At 56.3% G+C, this 18,572-nt stretch carries 18 protein-coding genes; 13 read left to right on the top strand and 5 right to left on the bottom strand.

The window, feature by feature from the left end:
• Nucleotides 1-288: 288 nt before the first annotated feature.
• Genes GIW79_RS03585 through GIW79_RS03570 form a run of 4 tightly spaced genes read left to right on the top strand, consistent with a single transcriptional unit; the run spans nucleotide 289 to nucleotide 4,953 of the window.
• On the top strand, nucleotides 289-1,455 hold the full coding sequence (locus GIW79_RS03585; RefSeq protein ID WP_019816995.1) for an SAVED domain-containing protein: 1,167 nt from the start codon (nucleotides 289-291) through the stop codon (nucleotides 1,453-1,455).
• A complete protein-coding gene (locus GIW79_RS03580; protein ID WP_019816996.1) occupies nucleotides 1,456-2,706 on the top strand; it encodes a nucleotidyltransferase domain-containing protein in 1,251 nt (416 codons plus the stop codon).
• On the top strand, nucleotides 2,690-4,474 hold the full coding sequence (locus tag GIW79_RS03575) for a HesA/MoeB/ThiF family protein (protein ID WP_019816997.1): 1,785 nt from the start codon (nucleotides 2,690-2,692) through the stop codon (nucleotides 4,472-4,474). The genes GIW79_RS03580 and GIW79_RS03575 overlap by 17 nt, the downstream gene beginning before the upstream one ends.
• Entirely contained in the window at nucleotides 4,471-4,953 is a 483-nt protein-coding gene (locus GIW79_RS03570) for a Mov34/MPN/PAD-1 family protein (protein WP_019816998.1), read from the top strand. The genes GIW79_RS03575 and GIW79_RS03570 overlap by 4 nt, the downstream gene beginning before the upstream one ends.
• A 28-nt stretch (nucleotides 4,954-4,981) precedes the next feature.
• Here the strand turns inward: GIW79_RS03570 and GIW79_RS03565 are convergent, their stop codons facing one another.
• Nucleotides 4,982-5,530 carry a 3'-5' exonuclease gene (locus GIW79_RS03565; protein ID WP_054916991.1) on the bottom strand — a complete coding sequence of 183 codons (549 nt, stop codon included), beginning with the start codon at nucleotides 5,528-5,530 and terminating at the stop codon, nucleotides 4,982-4,984.
• Between the two features lie 127 nt (nucleotides 5,531-5,657).
• Between GIW79_RS03565 and GIW79_RS03560 the strand changes: the two genes are divergently transcribed.
• The 9 genes from GIW79_RS03560 (at nucleotide 5,658) to GIW79_RS03520 (ending at nucleotide 15,106) form a co-directional block, all read left to right on the top strand.
• Nucleotides 5,658-6,296: an antitoxin Xre/MbcA/ParS toxin-binding domain-containing protein gene (locus GIW79_RS03560; protein ID WP_082060922.1), complete on the top strand. Its 639-nt coding sequence runs from the start codon at nucleotides 5,658-5,660 to the stop codon at nucleotides 6,294-6,296.
• Between the two features lie 287 nt (nucleotides 6,297-6,583).
• Complete coding sequence (locus tag GIW79_RS03555; protein WP_054916990.1) at nucleotides 6,584-6,925, top strand: hypothetical protein; 342 nt, start codon at nucleotides 6,584-6,586, stop codon at nucleotides 6,923-6,925.
• A gap of 100 nt (nucleotides 6,926-7,025) precedes the next feature.
• Nucleotides 7,026-8,282 carry a TolC family protein gene (locus tag GIW79_RS03550; RefSeq protein ID WP_054916989.1) on the top strand — a complete coding sequence of 419 codons (1,257 nt, stop codon included), beginning with the start codon at nucleotides 7,026-7,028 and terminating at the stop codon, nucleotides 8,280-8,282.
• Nucleotides 8,279-9,760, top strand: coding sequence for an efflux RND transporter periplasmic adaptor subunit (locus GIW79_RS03545; RefSeq protein ID WP_054916987.1), 1,482 nt, complete (start codon nucleotides 8,279-8,281; stop codon nucleotides 9,758-9,760). Before GIW79_RS03550 ends, GIW79_RS03545 begins: the two co-directional genes overlap by 4 nt.
• The gene (locus GIW79_RS03540) at nucleotides 9,757-12,915 is read left to right on the top strand and encodes an efflux RND transporter permease subunit (RefSeq protein ID WP_062386182.1); all 3,159 of its coding nucleotides are present in this window, start codon (nucleotides 9,757-9,759) and stop codon (nucleotides 12,913-12,915) included. Before GIW79_RS03545 ends, GIW79_RS03540 begins: the two co-directional genes overlap by 4 nt.
• Entirely contained in the window at nucleotides 12,912-13,262 is a 351-nt protein-coding gene (locus GIW79_RS03535; protein ID WP_062386181.1) for a copper-binding protein, read from the top strand. Before GIW79_RS03540 ends, GIW79_RS03535 begins: the two co-directional genes overlap by 4 nt.
• A gap of 157 nt (nucleotides 13,263-13,419) precedes the next feature.
• Nucleotides 13,420-13,965: an arsinothricin resistance N-acetyltransferase ArsN1 family B gene (locus GIW79_RS03530; protein WP_062386180.1), complete on the top strand. Its 546-nt coding sequence runs from the start codon at nucleotides 13,420-13,422 to the stop codon at nucleotides 13,963-13,965.
• Between the two features lie 120 nt (nucleotides 13,966-14,085).
• Nucleotides 14,086-14,478, top strand: coding sequence for a DUF6957 family protein (locus GIW79_RS03525; protein WP_062386179.1), 393 nt, complete (start codon nucleotides 14,086-14,088; stop codon nucleotides 14,476-14,478).
• A 262-nt stretch (nucleotides 14,479-14,740) separates the two neighbouring features.
• Nucleotides 14,741-15,106 (top strand): hypothetical protein, encoded by a 366-nt coding sequence (locus GIW79_RS03520; RefSeq protein WP_054916983.1) that lies wholly within the window; start codon nucleotides 14,741-14,743, stop codon nucleotides 15,104-15,106.
• A 168-nt stretch (nucleotides 15,107-15,274) separates the two neighbouring features.
• Here GIW79_RS03520 and GIW79_RS03515 read toward each other — a convergent pair whose 3' ends face one another.
• From GIW79_RS03515 to GIW79_RS03500, 4 genes are read right to left on the bottom strand one after another with little or no spacing between them, the layout of a single operon-like run.
• Nucleotides 15,275-16,207 carry a phosphatidate cytidylyltransferase gene (locus GIW79_RS03515; RefSeq protein ID WP_034129176.1) on the bottom strand — a complete coding sequence of 311 codons (933 nt, stop codon included), beginning with the start codon at nucleotides 16,205-16,207 and terminating at the stop codon, nucleotides 15,275-15,277.
• A gap of 1 nt (nucleotide 16,208) precedes the next feature.
• Nucleotides 16,209-16,829: a lysophospholipid acyltransferase family protein gene (locus tag GIW79_RS03510; RefSeq protein WP_034129175.1), complete on the bottom strand. Its 621-nt coding sequence runs from the start codon at nucleotides 16,827-16,829 to the stop codon at nucleotides 16,209-16,211.
• Between the two features lie 9 nt (nucleotides 16,830-16,838).
• Entirely contained in the window at nucleotides 16,839-17,282 is a 444-nt protein-coding gene (locus tag GIW79_RS03505; RefSeq protein WP_054896098.1) for a hypothetical protein, read from the bottom strand.
• On the bottom strand, nucleotides 17,272-18,570 hold the full coding sequence (locus GIW79_RS03500; protein ID WP_089041557.1) for a phosphatase PAP2/dual specificity phosphatase family protein: 1,299 nt from the start codon (nucleotides 18,568-18,570) through the stop codon (nucleotides 17,272-17,274). Before GIW79_RS03500 ends, GIW79_RS03505 begins: the two co-directional genes overlap by 11 nt.
• Nucleotides 18,571-18,572: the final 2 nt, after the last annotated feature.

The following is an 18,572-nucleotide window of genomic DNA, read 5'->3' as shown; positions in this document are numbered from 1 at the left end:
CGTCGTAGGGTATGAGGAAGGTATGTATCGAAATTAGGGAGTTTATGTCTTTCGCATAAATTCCCTAATTTCAATACATACGCTGTGCTCAGCACCCCATTCCCAGCACTTGCCCAAAACGAATGCGGCCATCACTTCGTTTCGCTGAGTCACAAAGTGTCCGGTTCGAAGCCGATCCAGCGCCCATCACCCTCGAATCGCTCTTGAAATCAAAGCAAATGGCCTTAAGATGATCTTATCTTGCCATCATCGTTTTTAATCATGGATGTTTCTCGGGGGTAGGTCGGAATGGCAGAACAAGAAGATGCTAAGCCCGCAAGCGGGCGCTTCAACACAAATGAAGAGACGAAGCGGATCGTATGGACACAGACCGCTGGTCATTGTGAACTGTGCGGTACGGATCTGACGTTCGACTATCGTGCTGGCAAGCCAATGAGATGGGGCGAAGTGGCGCATATTCTGCCCGCCAGTCCCAAAGGCCCTCGGGGACGCGCGGATCATGATGCTGAGGCGCACACTAACGATACCGCTAATCTGATGCTCCTGTGCCCAGGTTGTCATGACAAAATTGATCGTGATGCAGACGGGTATCCTGAAAATGATTTGAGTGGTTTACACCAAGCGTACCTGGAACGCATCCGACTCGCCGCAACGACCCCCGATGGTGGTAGAGCCATTCCTCTCATCGTCCTGAGTCAGCATTTCCAGACGATCAACGACATTCCCGTTCGCGATCTGTTGACTGCGATGTCGGCTGAAGGACTAACGGCCTTCGATCAAGGCATTAAAATCACTTTCCCTGCACCCGGACCGCGAGGTAGGGACGCGACCTATTGGCAGAACATCAAAGACAGTGTCCAGTATGAGTTGGAGCAGCAACTCAAGCGTCGCGGCGGCACCTACGGCGATGCGCCTGCACTAGCTGTAGTGGGCTTGGCCGATATCCCGGCATTGATGATGTTGGGCCAGGGTATCGGCGACCGTTCCAAACGCTTGATCTTCTCCTTCCACCGCGAGCATCGGTTGCGCTGGCCCGATCAGTCCGCTGAGCCGCCCGCTTTTTTGTTTACACCTCCCTCCGACGGCGACGGGCCACTGGCGCTTGTGCTCTCCATTTCTGCGCAAGTCCCGGTTCGCGACGTGACCGACGCTCTGCCCGGTGCACGTATTGCAGAGCTGTCGATCCCAGAACCAAGCTATGCGATGGTACAGAACCGTCGGGTGATTCATGCCTTTCGTGACGCACTTCAAATACGGCTGAGCCAGCTTGAAGCTCTGACTCCTGAACCTATCCACGTCTTCGCCGCTATTCCTGCGGCATTGGCCATCGAGTTTGGTGCGTTGCTCACAACGCAGCATCAACATACGTACCTGATCTTTGATCGGGACAAAGAAAACCAAGATCGGTTTACGCAAACACTGCAATTGGGCTCGATGGCCCAGGAGGCTAGGTAAATGCTGTTGAGCAACGAACAGACCAAGCGCAGCAGTTGGGAATATTTTCTGCTTCGCGCCGCGCGGGAAATCTCGCTGTCGGAAGCGCAGTACCAGAAAATCAATGACCGCTACTCCCAACTGGAAAAAATCCTCTCGGCCTCCGACAACCCGCTCCTCGCTGAGGCCCATATCTTCGTTCAAGGCTCGATGCGGCTGAAAACGACCATCAAGCCAATCCCCGGTGCGCCTGCGGATCTGGACACCATTGATGCGGACGCGATTATCTGGCTCCCTCACGCTCAAGGCGCTAGTGCGAAGGAAGTTCTAGAAGCGATTGAGCAGCGTTTTAGGGAAGGCTCCCGCGTTCAGGAAGAAGTTAAGCAATTACGTCGTGGCATCCGGATTGTTTATGCCGACGAGAATCCAGGCTTCCACATCGATGTCACCCCCGCACGTGCGATCAACGGAAATGGCGAAGCCAACGGCGAGGGTAAACTGGAGGTTCCGGATCGGGTCACAGGGTGGAAAGCAAGCAGCCCTATCCCGTACTCGAATTGGTTACAGGTTGCCTCTGCCCAGGAAATTTCTCTGGAAAGCTTGGTAGTTGCCAAAAGCCAGCGGATGCTCGATGCCGCGACACAAGATCCTTTGCCGCATTATCAGGATTACATCGATCAAGATCCCCTGCGTGCGACCATAAAGCTGCTCAAGCGGCATCGCGATGAATGGGCCATCAACACAAGGAGCGCTGATACTCGCCCCATATCCGCTGTCATAACCACTTTGGCCACTCACGCATACCTGGATGTCGTGAAGGAATCACAGTCGAAGCCTTTGGCTCCGCTCGATGCAATTTTGGAAATCGTTCGTAGAATGCCGCAGCACATCGCGCATAGAGGTAACGATTGCTTTGTCTGCAACCCTGCCGATAACGGCGAAAACTTTGCAGAAAAGTGGAATCGACCAGGCGAGGGGCAAGGCTATCGACAAGCATTTGCCAAGTGGCATGCGGACGCCAGTGCATCCGTATCATTGGGTTTGGAAAGTTTTGAATCCAATGATTCCTTTGCAGAAGCAGTGAAAAAGAATTTCGGTATTGCACCGGCATTCATTTCGGCAGTGAACAATGAGATCCCTGCGAATTGGACCATGCCCGGCCGACCGGATGGCACTACTCGAAACTCTGCTTCGATGGGTTCGCTCTTCGGAGGAGCCAGCGGTGGCGGAACCTCTCAGTCGAGCGTAAAGCCAGTTGGACGCCTTGGCTGATCCTATTACGACGCCATTGCAGCGCGGAATCGCCGCACTGCGAAATACCCTAGGTCAGGATGCTGCCGATGCATTGCTCCAGCCCGCACCCATGCGGGCTGACGAAGCGGCGTCCTTTCACTTTCCCTTGCCCATCGATTACACGGGCCAGGAGCGGCGACTGCGTATTGGTTTTCCCTCCAACTTCCCCCGTGGGCTTTTGCGACTGAACGTCGAACCCTCTCCGTGGCTGGTCTGGCCGCATGCCACCAAGTCGGGGCTTTGCCTTCATGGCTTTCAGGAACGCCCCATTATGGGCTCCCCGGAGGTCGTTGTAGAGGACAGCCTTAATCGCCTAGCCCAGATCGTTTCGTTGTCCAAGATGGGATCAAGCCAGGCAACGCGCGATATCGAATTTCAGAATGAGATCACTACCTACTGGTCTTTCCAGCACGGTCAGTCATTCCAGAACCTCTTACTTTTGGATCGACCCCAGGCCGCCTCGCAATTGTTTGCGCTCAGCGATCCGCGCCGGGCTGTGCCATCCGGACAGGAAACGGTTTGGCTAGCATCGAACGTAGCTGCACTCAAAGGGCATTACCGACGGGTTGTCGGGCGCTCCGCTGTCATTCGCGCGGCCGAAACTCCCGGTTTTTACGTCAAGCTTCAGACCTATCCGGATATCCGCACCCCGGATCCAGAAGATCTAATGCTGTGGCTAACACCACATCTTCAACCAGACGATGCCGAGCAATTGCTGGCATGGTTTGAGCAGCATGGAACGTTGGCAAGTCGATGGATTGTTCTAGAGCTTCCAGGGGGGACGGATTCTCCAACTTATTGCCTCAATGTACGCTCGCTTGGCGTACAGCAGGAGCGGGGGGCAAAGTTTGGCTTGCGTACAGCGCGCCGCAGGCCAGCGATCGCAAATGCACATCCTCCGGCGCTCGTCCGAGCAACTGCCCTGGACGTGCTTGATCGAGCGTCCATTCTGTCCCGCGATAAAAGCGGCACTGCACAGCGCCTTGAAAATGCTCGGGTAGTTTGCGTTGGTGTTGGCTCGCTAGGCAGTGCGGTGGCAATACAGTTGGCACGATCCGGTGTTGGCCACCTTACCCTCATCGATCCTGACACCTTGGTGTCAGCCAATCTGGGAAGGCATGTTCTGGGAGCGGATAGCCTAGGGAGATTGAAAGCGTCAGCGTTGAGGGACAAGATTCTGTTAGATCTCCCGACGACAGAATGCACCGCTTATTCGACATTCGCCGAAGTGGTGATGAGCAGCAAACCAGAAGTGTTCGATAATGCAGATCTGGTGGTGATCACGACAGCAGACTGGCAGTCGGAGGTCACTGTATGGCGAGCCAAATCCAGCGGCGTTCCTTGGGGGGTCTTACAAGCCTGGAGCGAACCGTACACCCAGGTAGGCCATGCGCTATTCGCACCAGCCGGCACCTTTGATGGCCGTCATCTATTCACGGACGTCGGCGATTTCTTGCATAAATTTACAGAGTGGCCGGGAGGGGGTGTGGTTCCATTGCCCGCTTGTGGGGAGAGCTTTATCCCAGGCGGCTCGCTGGGGATGACCAATATCGCCTCTATGGTTTCGCACACGGCCTTACGCGCATTGACCGGCAACATTGCCACTGCATCTTGGGTCAGCAGTATCTACAGGCCTGAAGATGTGCCGAGCCTGGGAGGCCAATACCATGGGCCCGAACTGCCAGAGGGGGCGCAGCAAATTTTACTCGAGCGCGGATGGCCGGAAGATAAGGACGAAACGGTATGACGGATATTGCGTGGCGCTGGCGATGGCCGGAAGTTAATTCCGAGCTATTGGTGTCCCAAGCTGTCGCGGACATCTTGAATAGTCATCGGCAGGGCCTTTTTGGCGTGGAGCGAGGGGGACAGTTATTCGTCAATCCGGTTGATCCCAAAGGGTTGCTGCTGGCCTCGGCCACGTTGCCTCATCGCGCTGATCGGTCAGGCTGGTCTTGGCTAGAATTGGATGCGGAGCGATGCCGTCTGGAGATCCAGGCTGCCAACGAACAAGGGTTACGTCTAGTGGGCTATTGGCATACGCATCCCCAATCCATTCCAGTGATATCTCCGGCAGACATCGGAAGTTTTTCCAAATTTGCTGCACGTTACACGCAGGATCTGCCGCACCCCATAGCCGTTATTGTCGGCAAGTCCGAAAAACCAGAAGGTATCAAGGCTTGGTCATTCAGGGACGGCAGATACATTGAGGCAACCTGGGTCGGATGAGCTTCAAGTCCGTGCGGTGGAAGGCGGATCAGCGGTTACCTTTACCCGCTAACATTAGGGCGAAGAGCTCCGCCTGAAAGCGGGCATCATCCAATGCGTTATGGTTGGGTTCGCTGATTGGCTTCAGCGCAGCGGTCATTTTGGATGATTTTGTTTCCTGCCAATTGCAACCTACAGCGCCCATAAAGTAGGCCTTCATGTCGATAGCTGTGAAACCAAAGGGGTTGGTTTCCAAATATTTGTGGAAGTAGTAATTGACGAATGACCAGTCAAACGGTGCGTTTAGCCCTACGAAAATGACCTTCTGCCCCGTTTGGCAGGACGATTTCAGCCATTCACTAAGTGTCAGCATCGCCTCTCGCGGAGCGAGGCCCTCGTGCTCCAGCTTTTCCAGACTCAGCCCCGATACTGCCAGTGCTTCTGGATCGTGTTTTGGGCTATCAGGTCGCAGTTCAAGATAGATGGACGTTGCAGGTTGGTTTACAAGGCAAGCTCCAATGGAAAGCAGACTGTATTCGCCTGGTATAGGCCCAGACGTCTCGACGTCGACGGAAACGTATAGCTCATCAGCGTTCATGTCATATCCTTTTCGTGTAATTGCCTGATCACGCTACCAGCGTATTGCGCGTTCCTTTGGTCAGCTCTGCGCCCGAGCATAATGATGTGTGTCATTCTCTGATGGCTTTGATGAGGGCCAGGCGATCATGAGTGAAACTGAGCGGTGGGTAGCCAAATGCCAGAATACTGAGGACGGTACTGGCGACATCATCATTGAGCTGCCTCCAGAGTTGCTTGACCAAATGGGGTTAGGTATTGGGGACGATCTGGAGCTAACGGTAGCGAATGGCACAATAATGCTAACGCCCATGCACAACTTAACATCGGTGCTGCCCATGTTTGCTGGCATCCTGCGACAGGATGTCTATCATGCTTACCGCATGCGTCTGGAGGCCCTTCTTGATATCTCTGTCAATGCTTCGTGTCTGGACATTCACCACATGATAGTAGCTGGATTCCCGGCCTGTCTGGTCCATGTGCTGTGTGATAGTGGGACCCTTAGCAATGAAGAACGCGACAGAATCGTTCAACCAAAAGCGCTCAAAACAAGGTTGGCAGCCAATCAGCTCTTGACGCTGCATGAGAGCGATCGCCTGTTCCGGTTTGCACACATCAGCGCCTTGGCCGAGGTGATCTTCGGTGACAAAGGCAAGGCCAAACAATGGCTTTCCAAGCCCAAAGCCCGTTTTTTGGGTGAAAGCCCATCAGCGATGGTCACTACAACCATTGGCACACATCTAGTCGAAGAAATGCTGATTCAGGTGTCTGAGGGCCTTTCATTCTAGTTCCACCGCAGCCGAGTGGAACCAACCCTAAGTAATTATGCGAGCACAGCACGCATTGCTAAGGCGGCGCGCTCCATTAAAGTCGGGCGCTACAGAATTGAATATTTTTCTCGCCGACCTTCAGATAGCGCGCTGATCCGTGCTGCGTCAAAAGGTAACTGAAAAAATAATGCAGGCTTAATGCTGATGGGCTTACATCGTGCGTTATTAAGCGGCTCGCATGCGCTAGCTGAAAGCCAGCGTTAATTAATTGTTCGCGCCAATTCTGACGGCTACACTCCAACCTCATGAAACGCTACCTGCGGTTTTGTCTTATTTTCTTGATCAGCCTGGCGCTTCCCCTCAGCGGGATGGCGGGGGTGCAGGCACCGACAGAACCGTGCCCGATGAAAGCCACGGGCATGGCGATGATGGACGACATGGGCATGGATTGTTGCAATGACATGAAGAGCCCGACCGAGCATGGGAAACCCTGCAAACCGGGTCAGGAGTGCAAGACGGGCGGGATGCTACAAGTTTCGATCGTCAAGCCGCCCGTGACTCTGCTCAGCCCCGTCGTGCTGGCCTTTTCCAGCGATTCCGTTCCTTTGTCCACCCCATCCGGTGTATGGCGACCGCCCCGCGTCTGATTCCTGTCCGTTATTGAACCTCATCCTGTTTTTAACGGGATGGCATGGCTGTGCGCAGGCCTTTTGAAGCGCTCAGCGGATCATCGCAGGAATCGCAAACATGAACCCCAAGTGCTTTTGCACAGGTTGGTCCCTAGTGGCCGGTCTGGCGGCAAGCGTACTGGCCTTGCCGAGCTTCGCTACCTCGCTGACGCTCGAAGAGGCCTTGCGGCTGGCCGAAAACACCGCGCCGTCGCTGTCTGCACAGGATGCAAAGATTCAGGCTGCCAGCAGTGCGGCCATTCCAGCGGGTGAGCTACCTGACCCGAAGTTGCTCGCTGGTCTGCAGAACTATCCCATCGGCGGCCCAGATCGCTGGAGCGTCAATGATGACTTCATGACCATGCAAATGGTCGGGGTCAGGCAAGACATGCCCAATAGTGACAAGCGCAGGGCGCGGATCGAGGTGGCGAACGCAGGGGTTGAGCGTGCCGCTGCCGAGCGTCAGGTCGAACGCCTGAACGTGCGCCAAGCCACGGCGCTGGCTTGGATCAGCAGCTATTCAATAGAGCGCAAAGACGCGCTGTTCCAGGACTTCTACAAGGAGAACCGCTTGCTGAGCGACACTGTCCGCGCGCAAATTGCCGGCGGTCGCGCACAACCGGCCGATGCCGTGACACCGAAGCAGGAAGCGGCGCAACTGGCCGAGCAGCAAGACGATCTGATACGCCAGCGTGCTCAAGCGCGCGCGGCGCTGAAACGCTGGATTGGTCCGGCCGCCAACGCAACGCCGGCGGGAAGTCTTCCGCAGTGGCCGATCGATACGTCAGGCTTGCCCCATAAACTGCAACATCATCCCGAGCTGGCCGCGTACGGGCCGATGACCCGTGAAGCGCAAGCCAAGGTGCGCGAGGCGCAGGCGGAGAAAAAGTCCGACTGGAGTTGGGAGGTGGATTATCAGCACCGTGATCGGCAGTTCGGCGACATGGTCAGCGTGCAACTTTCCTGGGATCTGCCGTTGTTTCCGCAGACCCGGCAAAACCCAAAAATTGCCGCACGAGAAGCCGAAGTCAACCAACTCGAATCCGAGCGCGAAGCCTTGTCACGCGAGCATACCGAGCAACTGGAAAGTGTACTGGCTGACTATGAACGGCTCAATCGTGCGGTCCAGCGCAATGCGCAAAGTCTGCTGCCGCTGGCCAAAGAAAAAGTCGAACTCAGCATGGCCAGCTACCGCGCCGGTAAAGGCGATTTGAATGCGGTTGTCGCCGCCCGACGTGAACTCATCGAGGCTCGTCTCAAACAAGTCGAAGTGGAGGAACAGCGAGCACTGATCAATGCACGACTGTATTTTGCGTATGGAGAGGCCAGCCAATGAGCCTTAAAAAGAGTGGGGTTTTGTTGGCAGGCGTTGCAATGGCAGTGGGGATCGCCGGTGGTTACTGGCTAGCACTTCAACGCGTCAGCGAAGTACGGGACGCTTCGTCTGAGCAAAATCAAAACGCACCAAATGAACGCAAAGCCATGTACTGGTATGACCCGATGTACCCCCAACAGAAGTTCGACAAACCGGGTAAATCGCCGTTCATGGACATGCAGCTGGTTCCGCAATACGCCAGTGGCGGCAACGATCAAGCGACGGTCAGCATCGATCCGAGCGTGGCGCAGAATCTCGGTCTGCGCTCGGCGATGGTCAGCCGTGGAGTGTTTGCATCCAGCCTTGATGTGAGTGGCATCCTCGCCTTTAACGAACGGGATGTTGCGGTTATCCAGGCTCGTACTCCAGGCTTTGTAGAGCGGGTCTACGCCCATGCACCCGGTGATCTGCTCAAAGCCAATGCGGCGCTGGCGGATATTCTGGTGCCCGAGTGGGCGGCGGCTCAGACTGAGTTCCTGGCCCTGAAAAATAACGGTGATCGCGACTTGCTCGCCGCTGCGCGGCAGCGCTTACTGCTTAGTGGAATGCCGCCGGGAGTGATTGCCCAGGTCGAACGTAGCGGTAAGGTCCAACCTTATCTGACTTTGACCAGCCCGATTGGCGGGGTGCTGCAAGAGCTCAACCTGCGCATAGGCATGACCGTCGCGGCAGGCGAGACACTGGCGCGGGTCAATGGTCTGAGCAGTGTCTGGCTGGCGGTGTCCGTTCCTGAATCCGACGCGGGTACCATCGCCGAGGGGCAAAAGGTCGAGGCGCAGTTGCCGGCCTTCCCTGGGACCAAGGTCAATGGCACTGTCAGCACAATTCTGCCGGACACCAATGCGGATAGCCGCACCCTGCGCGTACGGGTCGAACTACCCAATCCAGACGGTCGCCTAAAGCCCGGTTTGACGGCGCAAGTGCGCTTGAGCAGCTCAACTGAGCAGGGTGTGGTGTGGGTGCCGAGCGAGGCCGTCATTCGCACCGGTCGACGTGCCTTGGTGATGCTAGCCGAAGATGCTGGCCGATATCGCCCCGTTGAAGTGCAGCTCGGGCAGGAAAGCAGTGGCAAGACAGTAATTGTTAAAGGTCTGGATGAAGGTCAGAAGGTAGTTACCTCGGGCCAATTTCTGCTCGATTCGGAGGCCAGTTTAAAGGGTATCGTGGCCAGTTCAGCAGACGTACCACCCCGTATCGCAGCAGCCTCAGGTCTGCATGAGGCGGACGGGCAGATCGTCGAAATCGACGATAAAGAAGTCACACTCGCCCACGGCCCCTTCAAGACACTGGGCATGCCGGGCATGACGATGACGTTTCCACTTGCCAATCCTACCCTGATTCAGGGTCTGAAAACGGGCGACAAGGTTCGGGTCGCGGTGAGCCAAACCGACGATGGATTGCGTGTCGAACGTCTAGATAAAACGGGAGGTCAGCCATGATCGCTGCCCTCATCCGTTGGTCTGTTGCCAACCGCTTTTTGGTGCTGTTGGCGACACTTTTCGTCACAGCTTGGGGCATCTGGTCAGTTCAGAACACACCAATCGATGCACTACCGGATCTCTCCGATGTACAGGTGATCATCCGTACCCCTTATCCGGGACAAGCACCGCAGATTGTCGAGAATCAGGTCACCTATCCGCTGGCCACCACCATGCTTTCAGTACCTGGAGCCAAGACCGTGCGCGGGTATTCCTTCTTCGGCGACAGCTTTGTTTACGTGCTGTTCGAAGATGGTACCGACTTGTACTGGGCTCGCTCTCGGGTGCTGGAGTATTTGAGTCAAATACAAAGCCGGTTGCCAGCCAGCGCAAAGCCCGCACTGGGGCCGGACGCAACGGGAGTGGGCTGGATCTATCAGTACGCACTGGTGGATCGCACTGGTGGGCACGATCTCGCGCAACTTCGTGCGCTTCAAGATTGGTTCCTGAAGTTTGAACTCAAGACGCTGCCCAATGTTGCGGAAGTGGCCACCGTGGGCGGCATGGTCAAGCAATACCAAGTACAGCTCGATCCGCTCAAGATGGCCAATCTCGGGATCACTCAGGCACAGGTGACTGAAGCCATCGGCAAGGCCAATCAGGAAACCGGTGGTGCTGTGCTGGAAATGGCCGAAACCGAGTTTATCGTGCGAGCTTCGGGTTATCTAAAGACGCTCAACGATTTTCGGACGATCCCGCTGAAGTTGGAATCAGGCGGTGTGCCTGTAAGCCTTGGCGATGTCGCCACGATTCAGCTTGGGCCGGAAATGAGACGAGGCATCACTGAACTTGACGGGGAAGGCGAGACCGTCGGTGGCGTAGTGATTTTGCGCAGCGGTAAGAATGCTCGCGAGACCATTACGGCGGTGAAGAGCAAACTGGATGAGTTGAAAAGCAGTCTCCCAGCAGGCGTAGAAATCGTAACAACCTACGATCGCAGCAAGCTGATCGACCGCGCAATAGACAACCTCAGTTACAAGCTGCTGGAAGAGTTCATCGTCGTTGCCCTGGTGTGCGGGATCTTCCTCTGGCACCTGCGCTCATCCTTGGTGGCAATCATTTCGCTACCTGTGGGGGTGTTGATTGCATTCATTGTCATGCGGTACCAGGGCATCAACGCCAACATCATGTCCTTGGGTGGGATCGCTATCGCTATCGGTGCCATGGTCGATGCCGCAGTGGTGATGATTGAAAATGCACACAAGAAAATAGAATTCTGGCACACCTCTCATCCTGGGCAGGAGTTGAAGGGTGAGCAGCATTGGCATGTGATGACCGATGCAGCGGCCGAGGTCGGCCCCGCGCTTTTCTTTTGTCTGTTGATCATCACGCTGTCGTTCATTCCGGTGTTCACATTGGAGGCTCAGGAAGGAAGATTGTTTGGCCCACTGGCGTTTACCAAGACCTACGCCATGGCGGCAGCGGCGGGATTGTCGGTGACGTTGGTGCCGGTGCTGATGGGTTATTGGATTCGGGGACGAATTCCGAGTGAGCAACATAACCCTTTAAACCGCTGGTTGATACGGATCTACCAACCCGCGTTGGACGCAGTTCTGCGCCGTCCGAAAACTACTCTGCTGGTGGCGCTGTTGGTATTTGTCAGTGCGCTATGGCCAATGTTTCGCTTGGGTGGGGAGTTCCTTCCACCACTGGACGAAGGGGATCTGCTCTACATGCCTTCAGCCCTGCCGGGGTTGTCGGTGCAGAAGGCTGCACAACTGCTGCAACAGACCGATCGCCTAATCAAAACAGTCCCTGAAGTTGAACACGTTTTCGGCAAGGCCGGTCGTGCTGAGACCGCTACTGATCCAGCGCCGTTGGAAATGTTTGAAACCACGATTCAGTTCAAACCGCATGAGCAATGGCGCCCAGGCATGACCCAGGAAAAATTGGTGGAGGAGCTGGACCGCGTGGTACGCGTGCCTGGCTTGACCAATATTTGGATACCCCCGATTCGCAACCGCATCGACATGCTGGCCACAGGGATCAAAAGTCCCATCGGGGTGAAAGTTGCCGGCACTAACCTGACGGAAATCGATTCGGTCACCCAGGCGGTTGAAAAGGCAGCCAAAAATGTGCCCGGTGTCAGCTCCGCGTTGGCCGAGCGCCTGACCGGTGGCCGCTACATCGATGTGGATATCGATCGTAATGCAGCCGCCCGCTACGGCATGAATATCGCTGATGTGCAGTCCATCGTGGCTGGTGCTATCGGAGGCGAAAATATCGGGGAGACCATTGAGGGGCTCGCACGTTTTCCGATCAGCGTCCGTTATCCGCGAGAGTGGCGTGACTCACCGGGAGCCTTGGAACAATTGCCCATTTACACATCGTCAGGCATCCAGATCACCCTCGGTACTGTGGCAAAAATAAAAATCACTGACGGTCCACCAATGCTCAAGAGCGAGAACGCGCGGCCTTCGGGCTGGGTATACATCGATGTGCGTGGTCGGGACATTGCCTCCGTGGTCGCCGATCTTCGTCAGGTCGTCAATCAACAGGTCAAGTTGCAGCCTGGTATGAGCCTGAGCTACTCGGGGCAGTTCGAGTTTCTCGAAAGAGCTAACGCACGACTAAAGCTGGTCGTACCGGCCACGCTATTGATCATCTTCGTGCTGCTTTACCTGACATTCGCTCGATTCGATGAGGCCCTGTTGATCATGGCCACACTCCCTTTTGCTCTCACCGGAGGGGCATGGTTCCTCTATTTGCTCGGTTTCAATCTGTCGGTGGCAACGGGGGTCGGCTTCATCGCACTGGCCGGGGTTTCTGCAGAGTTCGGCGTGATCATGCTGCTCTACCTGAAGAATGCTTGGGCTGAACGTGTGGGCCTTGGCGATAACTCTGAACATGCACTAGTGGCGTCGATTCGTGAAGGCGCTGTGCAGCGGGTGCGTCCCAAAGCTATGACTGTGGCTGTCATCATCGCGGGCCTGTTGCCCATACTGTTGGGCAGTGGTACCGGCAGCGAAGTGATGAGCCGAATTGCCGCGCCAATGGTCGGCGGCATGGTAACTGCGCCCTTGCTTTCCCTGTTTGTCATCCCGGCGGCCTATCGCTTAATGCGTCGTCGAAATCTACCTAGCAAACCCGTAACTCTGAAAGGAAATGTCGTATGAAACTGACCCTTATTACAGTTGCCAGCACTGCGGTTGTGCTCTCTTTCGCTGCCCATGCACAAGACACGTCAGCAATGAAAATGGACGGTATGGAAGGCATGGAAATGAAGCAGGAATCAAGGCAGATGGCTGTCGCCGATGCCGAGGGCACGATCAAGGCCATTGATCCTGCGAAGCATACCGTGACACTCGCTCACGGTGCCGTCCCAGCTGTTCAATGGCCGCCGATGACCATGGCCTTTTCCGTGTCGGATGACCAATTGGCAGGGTTGAAGGTAGGAGATCGTGTGTCATTCACCTTTCGGGTCGAAGGAGGTAAAGGAACGATTGTTTCCATAAAAAAATGAGTTACTAATGCTGTCGGTTACCTGCACGCATCGTCACGCTGGTAACCGCGCTGTTCCAAGCGAAGCTCACGGATCTAACGCGACATTCTAAAGGGCTGAAAACCCGGCAAGTGGCAGCCCTTCAAACACGATTCTTTACGGGGCAGCAAAGAAAGACATGAACTACAAAGTGAGGGTTGCGACATCTGATGACGCATCTGCCGTCCAGGCCATCTATGCGCCAATGGTTTTGGACACAGTCATCTCGTTCGAGTTGATACCACCGACGGTTGATGAGATGGCAGCACGAATAGCCGCAACAGTGCCGATATATCCCTTTCTGGTCGCAGAGGTAGAAGGCAAGGTCGTTGGATACGCTTACGCAGGTCAGCATCGAGCCAGGGAAGCTTATCGCTGGTCGGTAGACGTCACCGTCTATATCGACCCTGCGGTACACAGAAAAGGACTTGGTCGTGCGCTTTATCAGCGACTTCTACCGCTCCTCGAAAAACAGGGGTTTCATGCAGCCTATGCCGGCATTGCCTTACCTAACGCAGGAAGCATAGGTATCCATGAAGCGCTCGGATTTACCCACATCGGCACCTACCCCGAAGTTGGGTACAAGCACAGCCAGTGGCATAGCGTGGGCTACTGGCGCAAACCGCTTTGTGCGGTGACGCCACCTAAAGAAATCATCCCATTCATTGAGGTAGAGGGAGTGTAAAGGTCAAGGGTGAGATGACGTTGCTGCTATTCGTCGGCATTGAAACCGGGCGGTTCACTTGGAGCTATGCTGATTGATGATTCTCGTTCGAGTCGGTGTATTGATCGACTGGAGGAACGGATGAATTTGGATGATTTTATCTCAGTGCTTTCCGCAGGTGAGGAAATAGGCGGGTGCCAACTCGCCAATTCAGATGCTGTGGCACTCGCCAATCTGCATTTTCCTTTCCGTGCCTATTGTCTTGTTTCTGAATGGGCGATATTAGATCTCGACGTTACAACGTCTCAGCGGCAAGCGATCGCCGATAGAGAGCTAATCCCTGCTCTGGTTTACGCTTTAACCGTTATCCAAGACAGCAGAGGCCGCTTCCAACCTGGCGATTGGGTCAGAACAACGTTGGGGGTTTCCTTCACTCACGCGTGCTTATTTGAGACGAAAAATACGGTTTATGTGCTTATTGGCGCCGGCCGTAGGGTGAGCACAGACTTAAACATCGCATTGAGCTTGTGTTGAAGGCCTCAGCTTATGCGATCCCCCTTCATGACTGCTTACATTAACTGTTCGTGTCAAACTATGTTGTGAAAAGCCGGACCCTGTATTTGAAGCTCAGTCCATCTGTGTCAGTCTATATTGCTGTTGTCTCTACCCCGAGTCGTTGTACAGACCCCGATTTACGCGAGGTGCTGTGTCAAACTATGTTGTTGTTAACCAAGGGGCTGTTTTAAACAGCCCCTTTTTTTCGTTCTGGATTCGCTCAATTCAAGGATGCGTATTGATGCAAAGCCCTTCTGCTACCGTCCACGCACGTCTGCACAATCGTCGGTTTGTGGTCGCGAATAACGCGCAAGGCTTGTCCGGTACCGGCACCGTGTTTCATTACAAAGTCGAAGACGGGGTGATTTCGAGCATTTATCAGGGGGGCCGAATTCGCCTGGGAACGCAGGTCGGGCGGGTGACCGGCCCAGATACTATCGAGCTGCTTTATCAGTGCGTCACCCTGGACGGGGAGCTGCTCGCAGGGTGGTCACGAGGCACGTTAGGTGTTGATCACGCAGGGCGCACTACCCTGAGTTTCGTTTGGGGCTGGCTATCGGGTGCGACCGGAGGCGGAGAGTCTAGTTATATCGAGATCATTGGCTAGAGGCATTGAAAGCACCATAAAACCTACAGGTAGGCGCATATCCCCTGTGGGAGCGGGCCTGCCCGCGAAGGCGGCGTGTCAGTCGCTGCATCTGTTACTGCACTACCGCTTTCGCAGGCAAGCCAGCTGCCACATTTTGATCTCCATCGGGTTTGAGAAAGGGGTGGGTCAGGTCCACCAGTAGCGCACGAGATGAAAGAAGATCGGCGCCGCAAAGCACACCGAATCCAGCCGATCCAACATCCCGCCGTGTCCTTCGATCATGTGCCCCCAGTCCTTCACACCGCGGTCACGCTTGATCGCCGACATCACAATCCCTCCCGCAAACCCCAGCAAGTTGATCAGCAGCGCGATCAGAAACGACTGCCAGGGATTGAACGGTGTGGTCCACCACAGCGCCGCGCCGATCAAGGAGGACAGCAGAATTCCGCCCACAAACCCTTCCACGGTTTTCGATGGCGACAGGTTGGGCGCGATCTTGCGTTTGCCGAACAGCTTGCCGCACACGTACTGCAATACGTCCGACAGTTGCACCACGATCACCAGATAGGCGATCAGCAGCAGGTTGCGGCCTTCGTAGCCCGGTATGTCCAAGGTCAGTAGTGCCGGGACGAAAGACACGCAGAACACGGCGATCATCAGCCCCCATTGCACCTTCGATGCCCGTTCCAGAAAGTGCGTACTGTCGCCGCCCAGGGAGGCGAGGATCGGCAGCAGCAGGAACACGTACACCGGGATGAAGATCGAGAACAGCCCGTACCAGTCGGCGTAGATCAGCAGGTATTGCAGCGGCAGGGCCAGGTAGAACGCGGCCACCAGGGCCGGGTAGTCGCTGCGTCGGGTGGGCGTGAGGGTGAGGAACTCGCGCAGGGCGTAGAACGACACCGCGTAGAACAGCAGGATCACCGCGCCGGTGCCGAGCCAGAACGCGATGCCGATCACCACCACCATCACCCACCAGGCGTTGATGCGGGCGTTGAGGTTGTCGATCACGGCATTCGGGCTGCCACGGGTGCGCAGCTTGAGGATCAGGCCGATCAGCGAGGCGATGACCAGGATCGCGCCGATGCCGCCAAATAACATCAGGGTTTGGCTATCCATCTCAGGAATGCTCCGGGGCAAGGGCGAGCAGGGCGTCGCGGCTGCGGGCAAGGAAGTCGGCTTTGTCTTCGCCTTCTTCCAGTTGCAGGGGGGCACCGAAGCTGGTGGTGCATAACAAGGGCAGTGGCAATACGCGGCCCTTGGGCATAACCCGGTTCAGGTTGGCTATCCACACCGGGACCAGCTCGGCCTGTGGGTAACTCTTTGCCAGGTGGTACAAACCGCTTTTGAACGGCAGCAAGCCATCCTCCAGATTGCGCGTGCCTTCGGGAAAAATGATCAGCGAATCGCCGCCCTCCAACGCCGCAAGCATGGGCTGCAATGGGTTGTCCACAGGGTCCTTGCGCTCACGGTCGATCAGCACGCCATTGAACACTCGATTGATGATGTAGCGGCGCAGCGCACTCTTGTTCCAGTAATCACTGCCAGCCACCGGGCGTGTGAATTTGCGCAGGTTCTGCGGCAGTGATGCCCACACCAGGACGAAGTCGCCGTGGCTGCTGTGGTTGGCGAAGTAGATCCGCTGCACCGGGACCGGCGCGCACCCCAGCCACAGGCTGCGGGCGCCAGTGACGGTGCGGGCCATGGAAGTAATCAGCGTGGCGACCACGGGTTCGAACATGGGAATTCCTTATCCGGCGAAAGGTAGCCAAGGGCTGGCGAGAATGACGCCCAGGGTCAACAGCGCTTGCGCGCCCAGCAGCCAGGCTTGTTTACGCAGCAGTTTGAGGGCGCCGCGACGGCGTTCAGTCCATGGCCGACCGGCTCGCTTGGGCGATTGCAGGCCAAGGGTTTGCAGGGCCTGGTCCAGGTCTGGCGTGCGGGTGGTGTCGCGAGCGAGCAGGGCGAACAGGTCGGCGTCAAAGGCCACCCGCAGCGCCCAATACTTTTGCAGCAGGCCCAGCACGATCATCCACAGGGCCAACAGCAGACAAATGGTGGAAATGCTGGCCAACAGCAGCTGGGCGAGGCCAAACAGCACGCCTAGCAGCGTCAGGCCTGTGGATAACTGATCCAGGGAGCGGCCGCGGCGCAACAGGCTGGCGACGACCTGGAGTTCCATATCAGCAGGCATTTGGCAAACCCTCCAATGCTTGACGGTGTTCGGGGTGCAGGACCACATCGGCCCGCGCTGTACGAATAATAGCCAGCGCTTGCTCAACCGTGGTGGCTCGCCCCGTGTTCAACAGCCAGGCGGCGACGGCGGTGGCGCTGCGTGAGTAACCGAGGGCACAGCACACCAACAGGGGGCCGCTCGCTTGCAGGCGTTCAATGGTGTGGGCCGCTTTCAAGCATTCGTCGGGGGTTGGGGCGATCAGGTCCAGCACGGGCACGCAGGCGTAAGCACGGCCCTGTGGATTAATCGGCAGTTCGGCGCATAAGTCGACAATGGCCTTGAATGAACCCAGCTCGCGGGTGGCAGGAATACGCCCGAGCCAGACGTTATCCACAATCGGATCGGCCTGAGGATGTTTGCGCGTCCACAGCCGCGAATTGATCCAGGCGCCCGCCAGATAAGGTGCATATAACCAGCGTGCCGCAGGCGTAAGGTGGCCATCCTCACGTTTTTGAAAGCCCGACGCGCCGAGTACGAGGTAGTTGGCCGTGATCAACCCCAGAGAAACCGCAGGCCATAGCAGCCACAGGCAAGCGCCACCGCATAAGCAGGCCAGCACTGTCAGTATCACTGCGCCCAGCCCATAGCGTATCCCTAGCCGCCATCGTTGGTTATCCCGCGTCAGCCGTGCATTCAGTAAGGGGCTCGGGTGCTCCATCGGCCATAACCACACGCACAACCACCCCGCGAGGGCGCCTGTGGGTAAGTCGATAAAGTGATGTTGATAAGTGGTCAGCACCGAAACCCCGATTAGCGCGAACCAGCCGTGCACCACCCAACGCCAGAATCCTTGAGTATGCCGTTGGTACATCACCCACAGGATCACCAGCAGCGCGATATGCAGCGAAGGCGCCTGGTTGAAGGGCTTGTCAAAACCGGCCAGCACCGCAAACAACCAACCGAACACACCGTCCAGTTCCGGCCGCTCAAACGTGAAGCGCAGTGGCCAGATCAGGAAGCAACTCACGGCTATCACCTGCGCACTCAGCAGGCGCAGCGCATGCTGTTTGAGCTCATGACGCGTGTTGGGTAGCAGCAACGAGAAGCCGTAAAGCAGGTCGATGGACCAGTAGGGCACGATGGTCCATGCCCAGAACGGCATGTGTGTTTCCCAGCCGAACACCAGGGTGCCGACGTCGCTGCGCTGGCTGGTGACCCAGGTGGCGAAGCCGTAGGTGCTGAAAAACAGCGGTGCCAACAGCAGCAGCCAAAGCATCGCAGGTTTCAATAAACCGGTTTCGCGCATGT

This window comes from Pseudomonas sp. PA-7-1E (assembly GCF_021605325.1).
Lineage (GTDB): Bacteria > Pseudomonadota > Gammaproteobacteria > Pseudomonadales > Pseudomonadaceae > Aquipseudomonas > Aquipseudomonas fluorescens_BV.
Note: the sequence above shows the minus strand (reverse complement) of the source record. Positions and strands in the feature narration are given on the sequence as shown.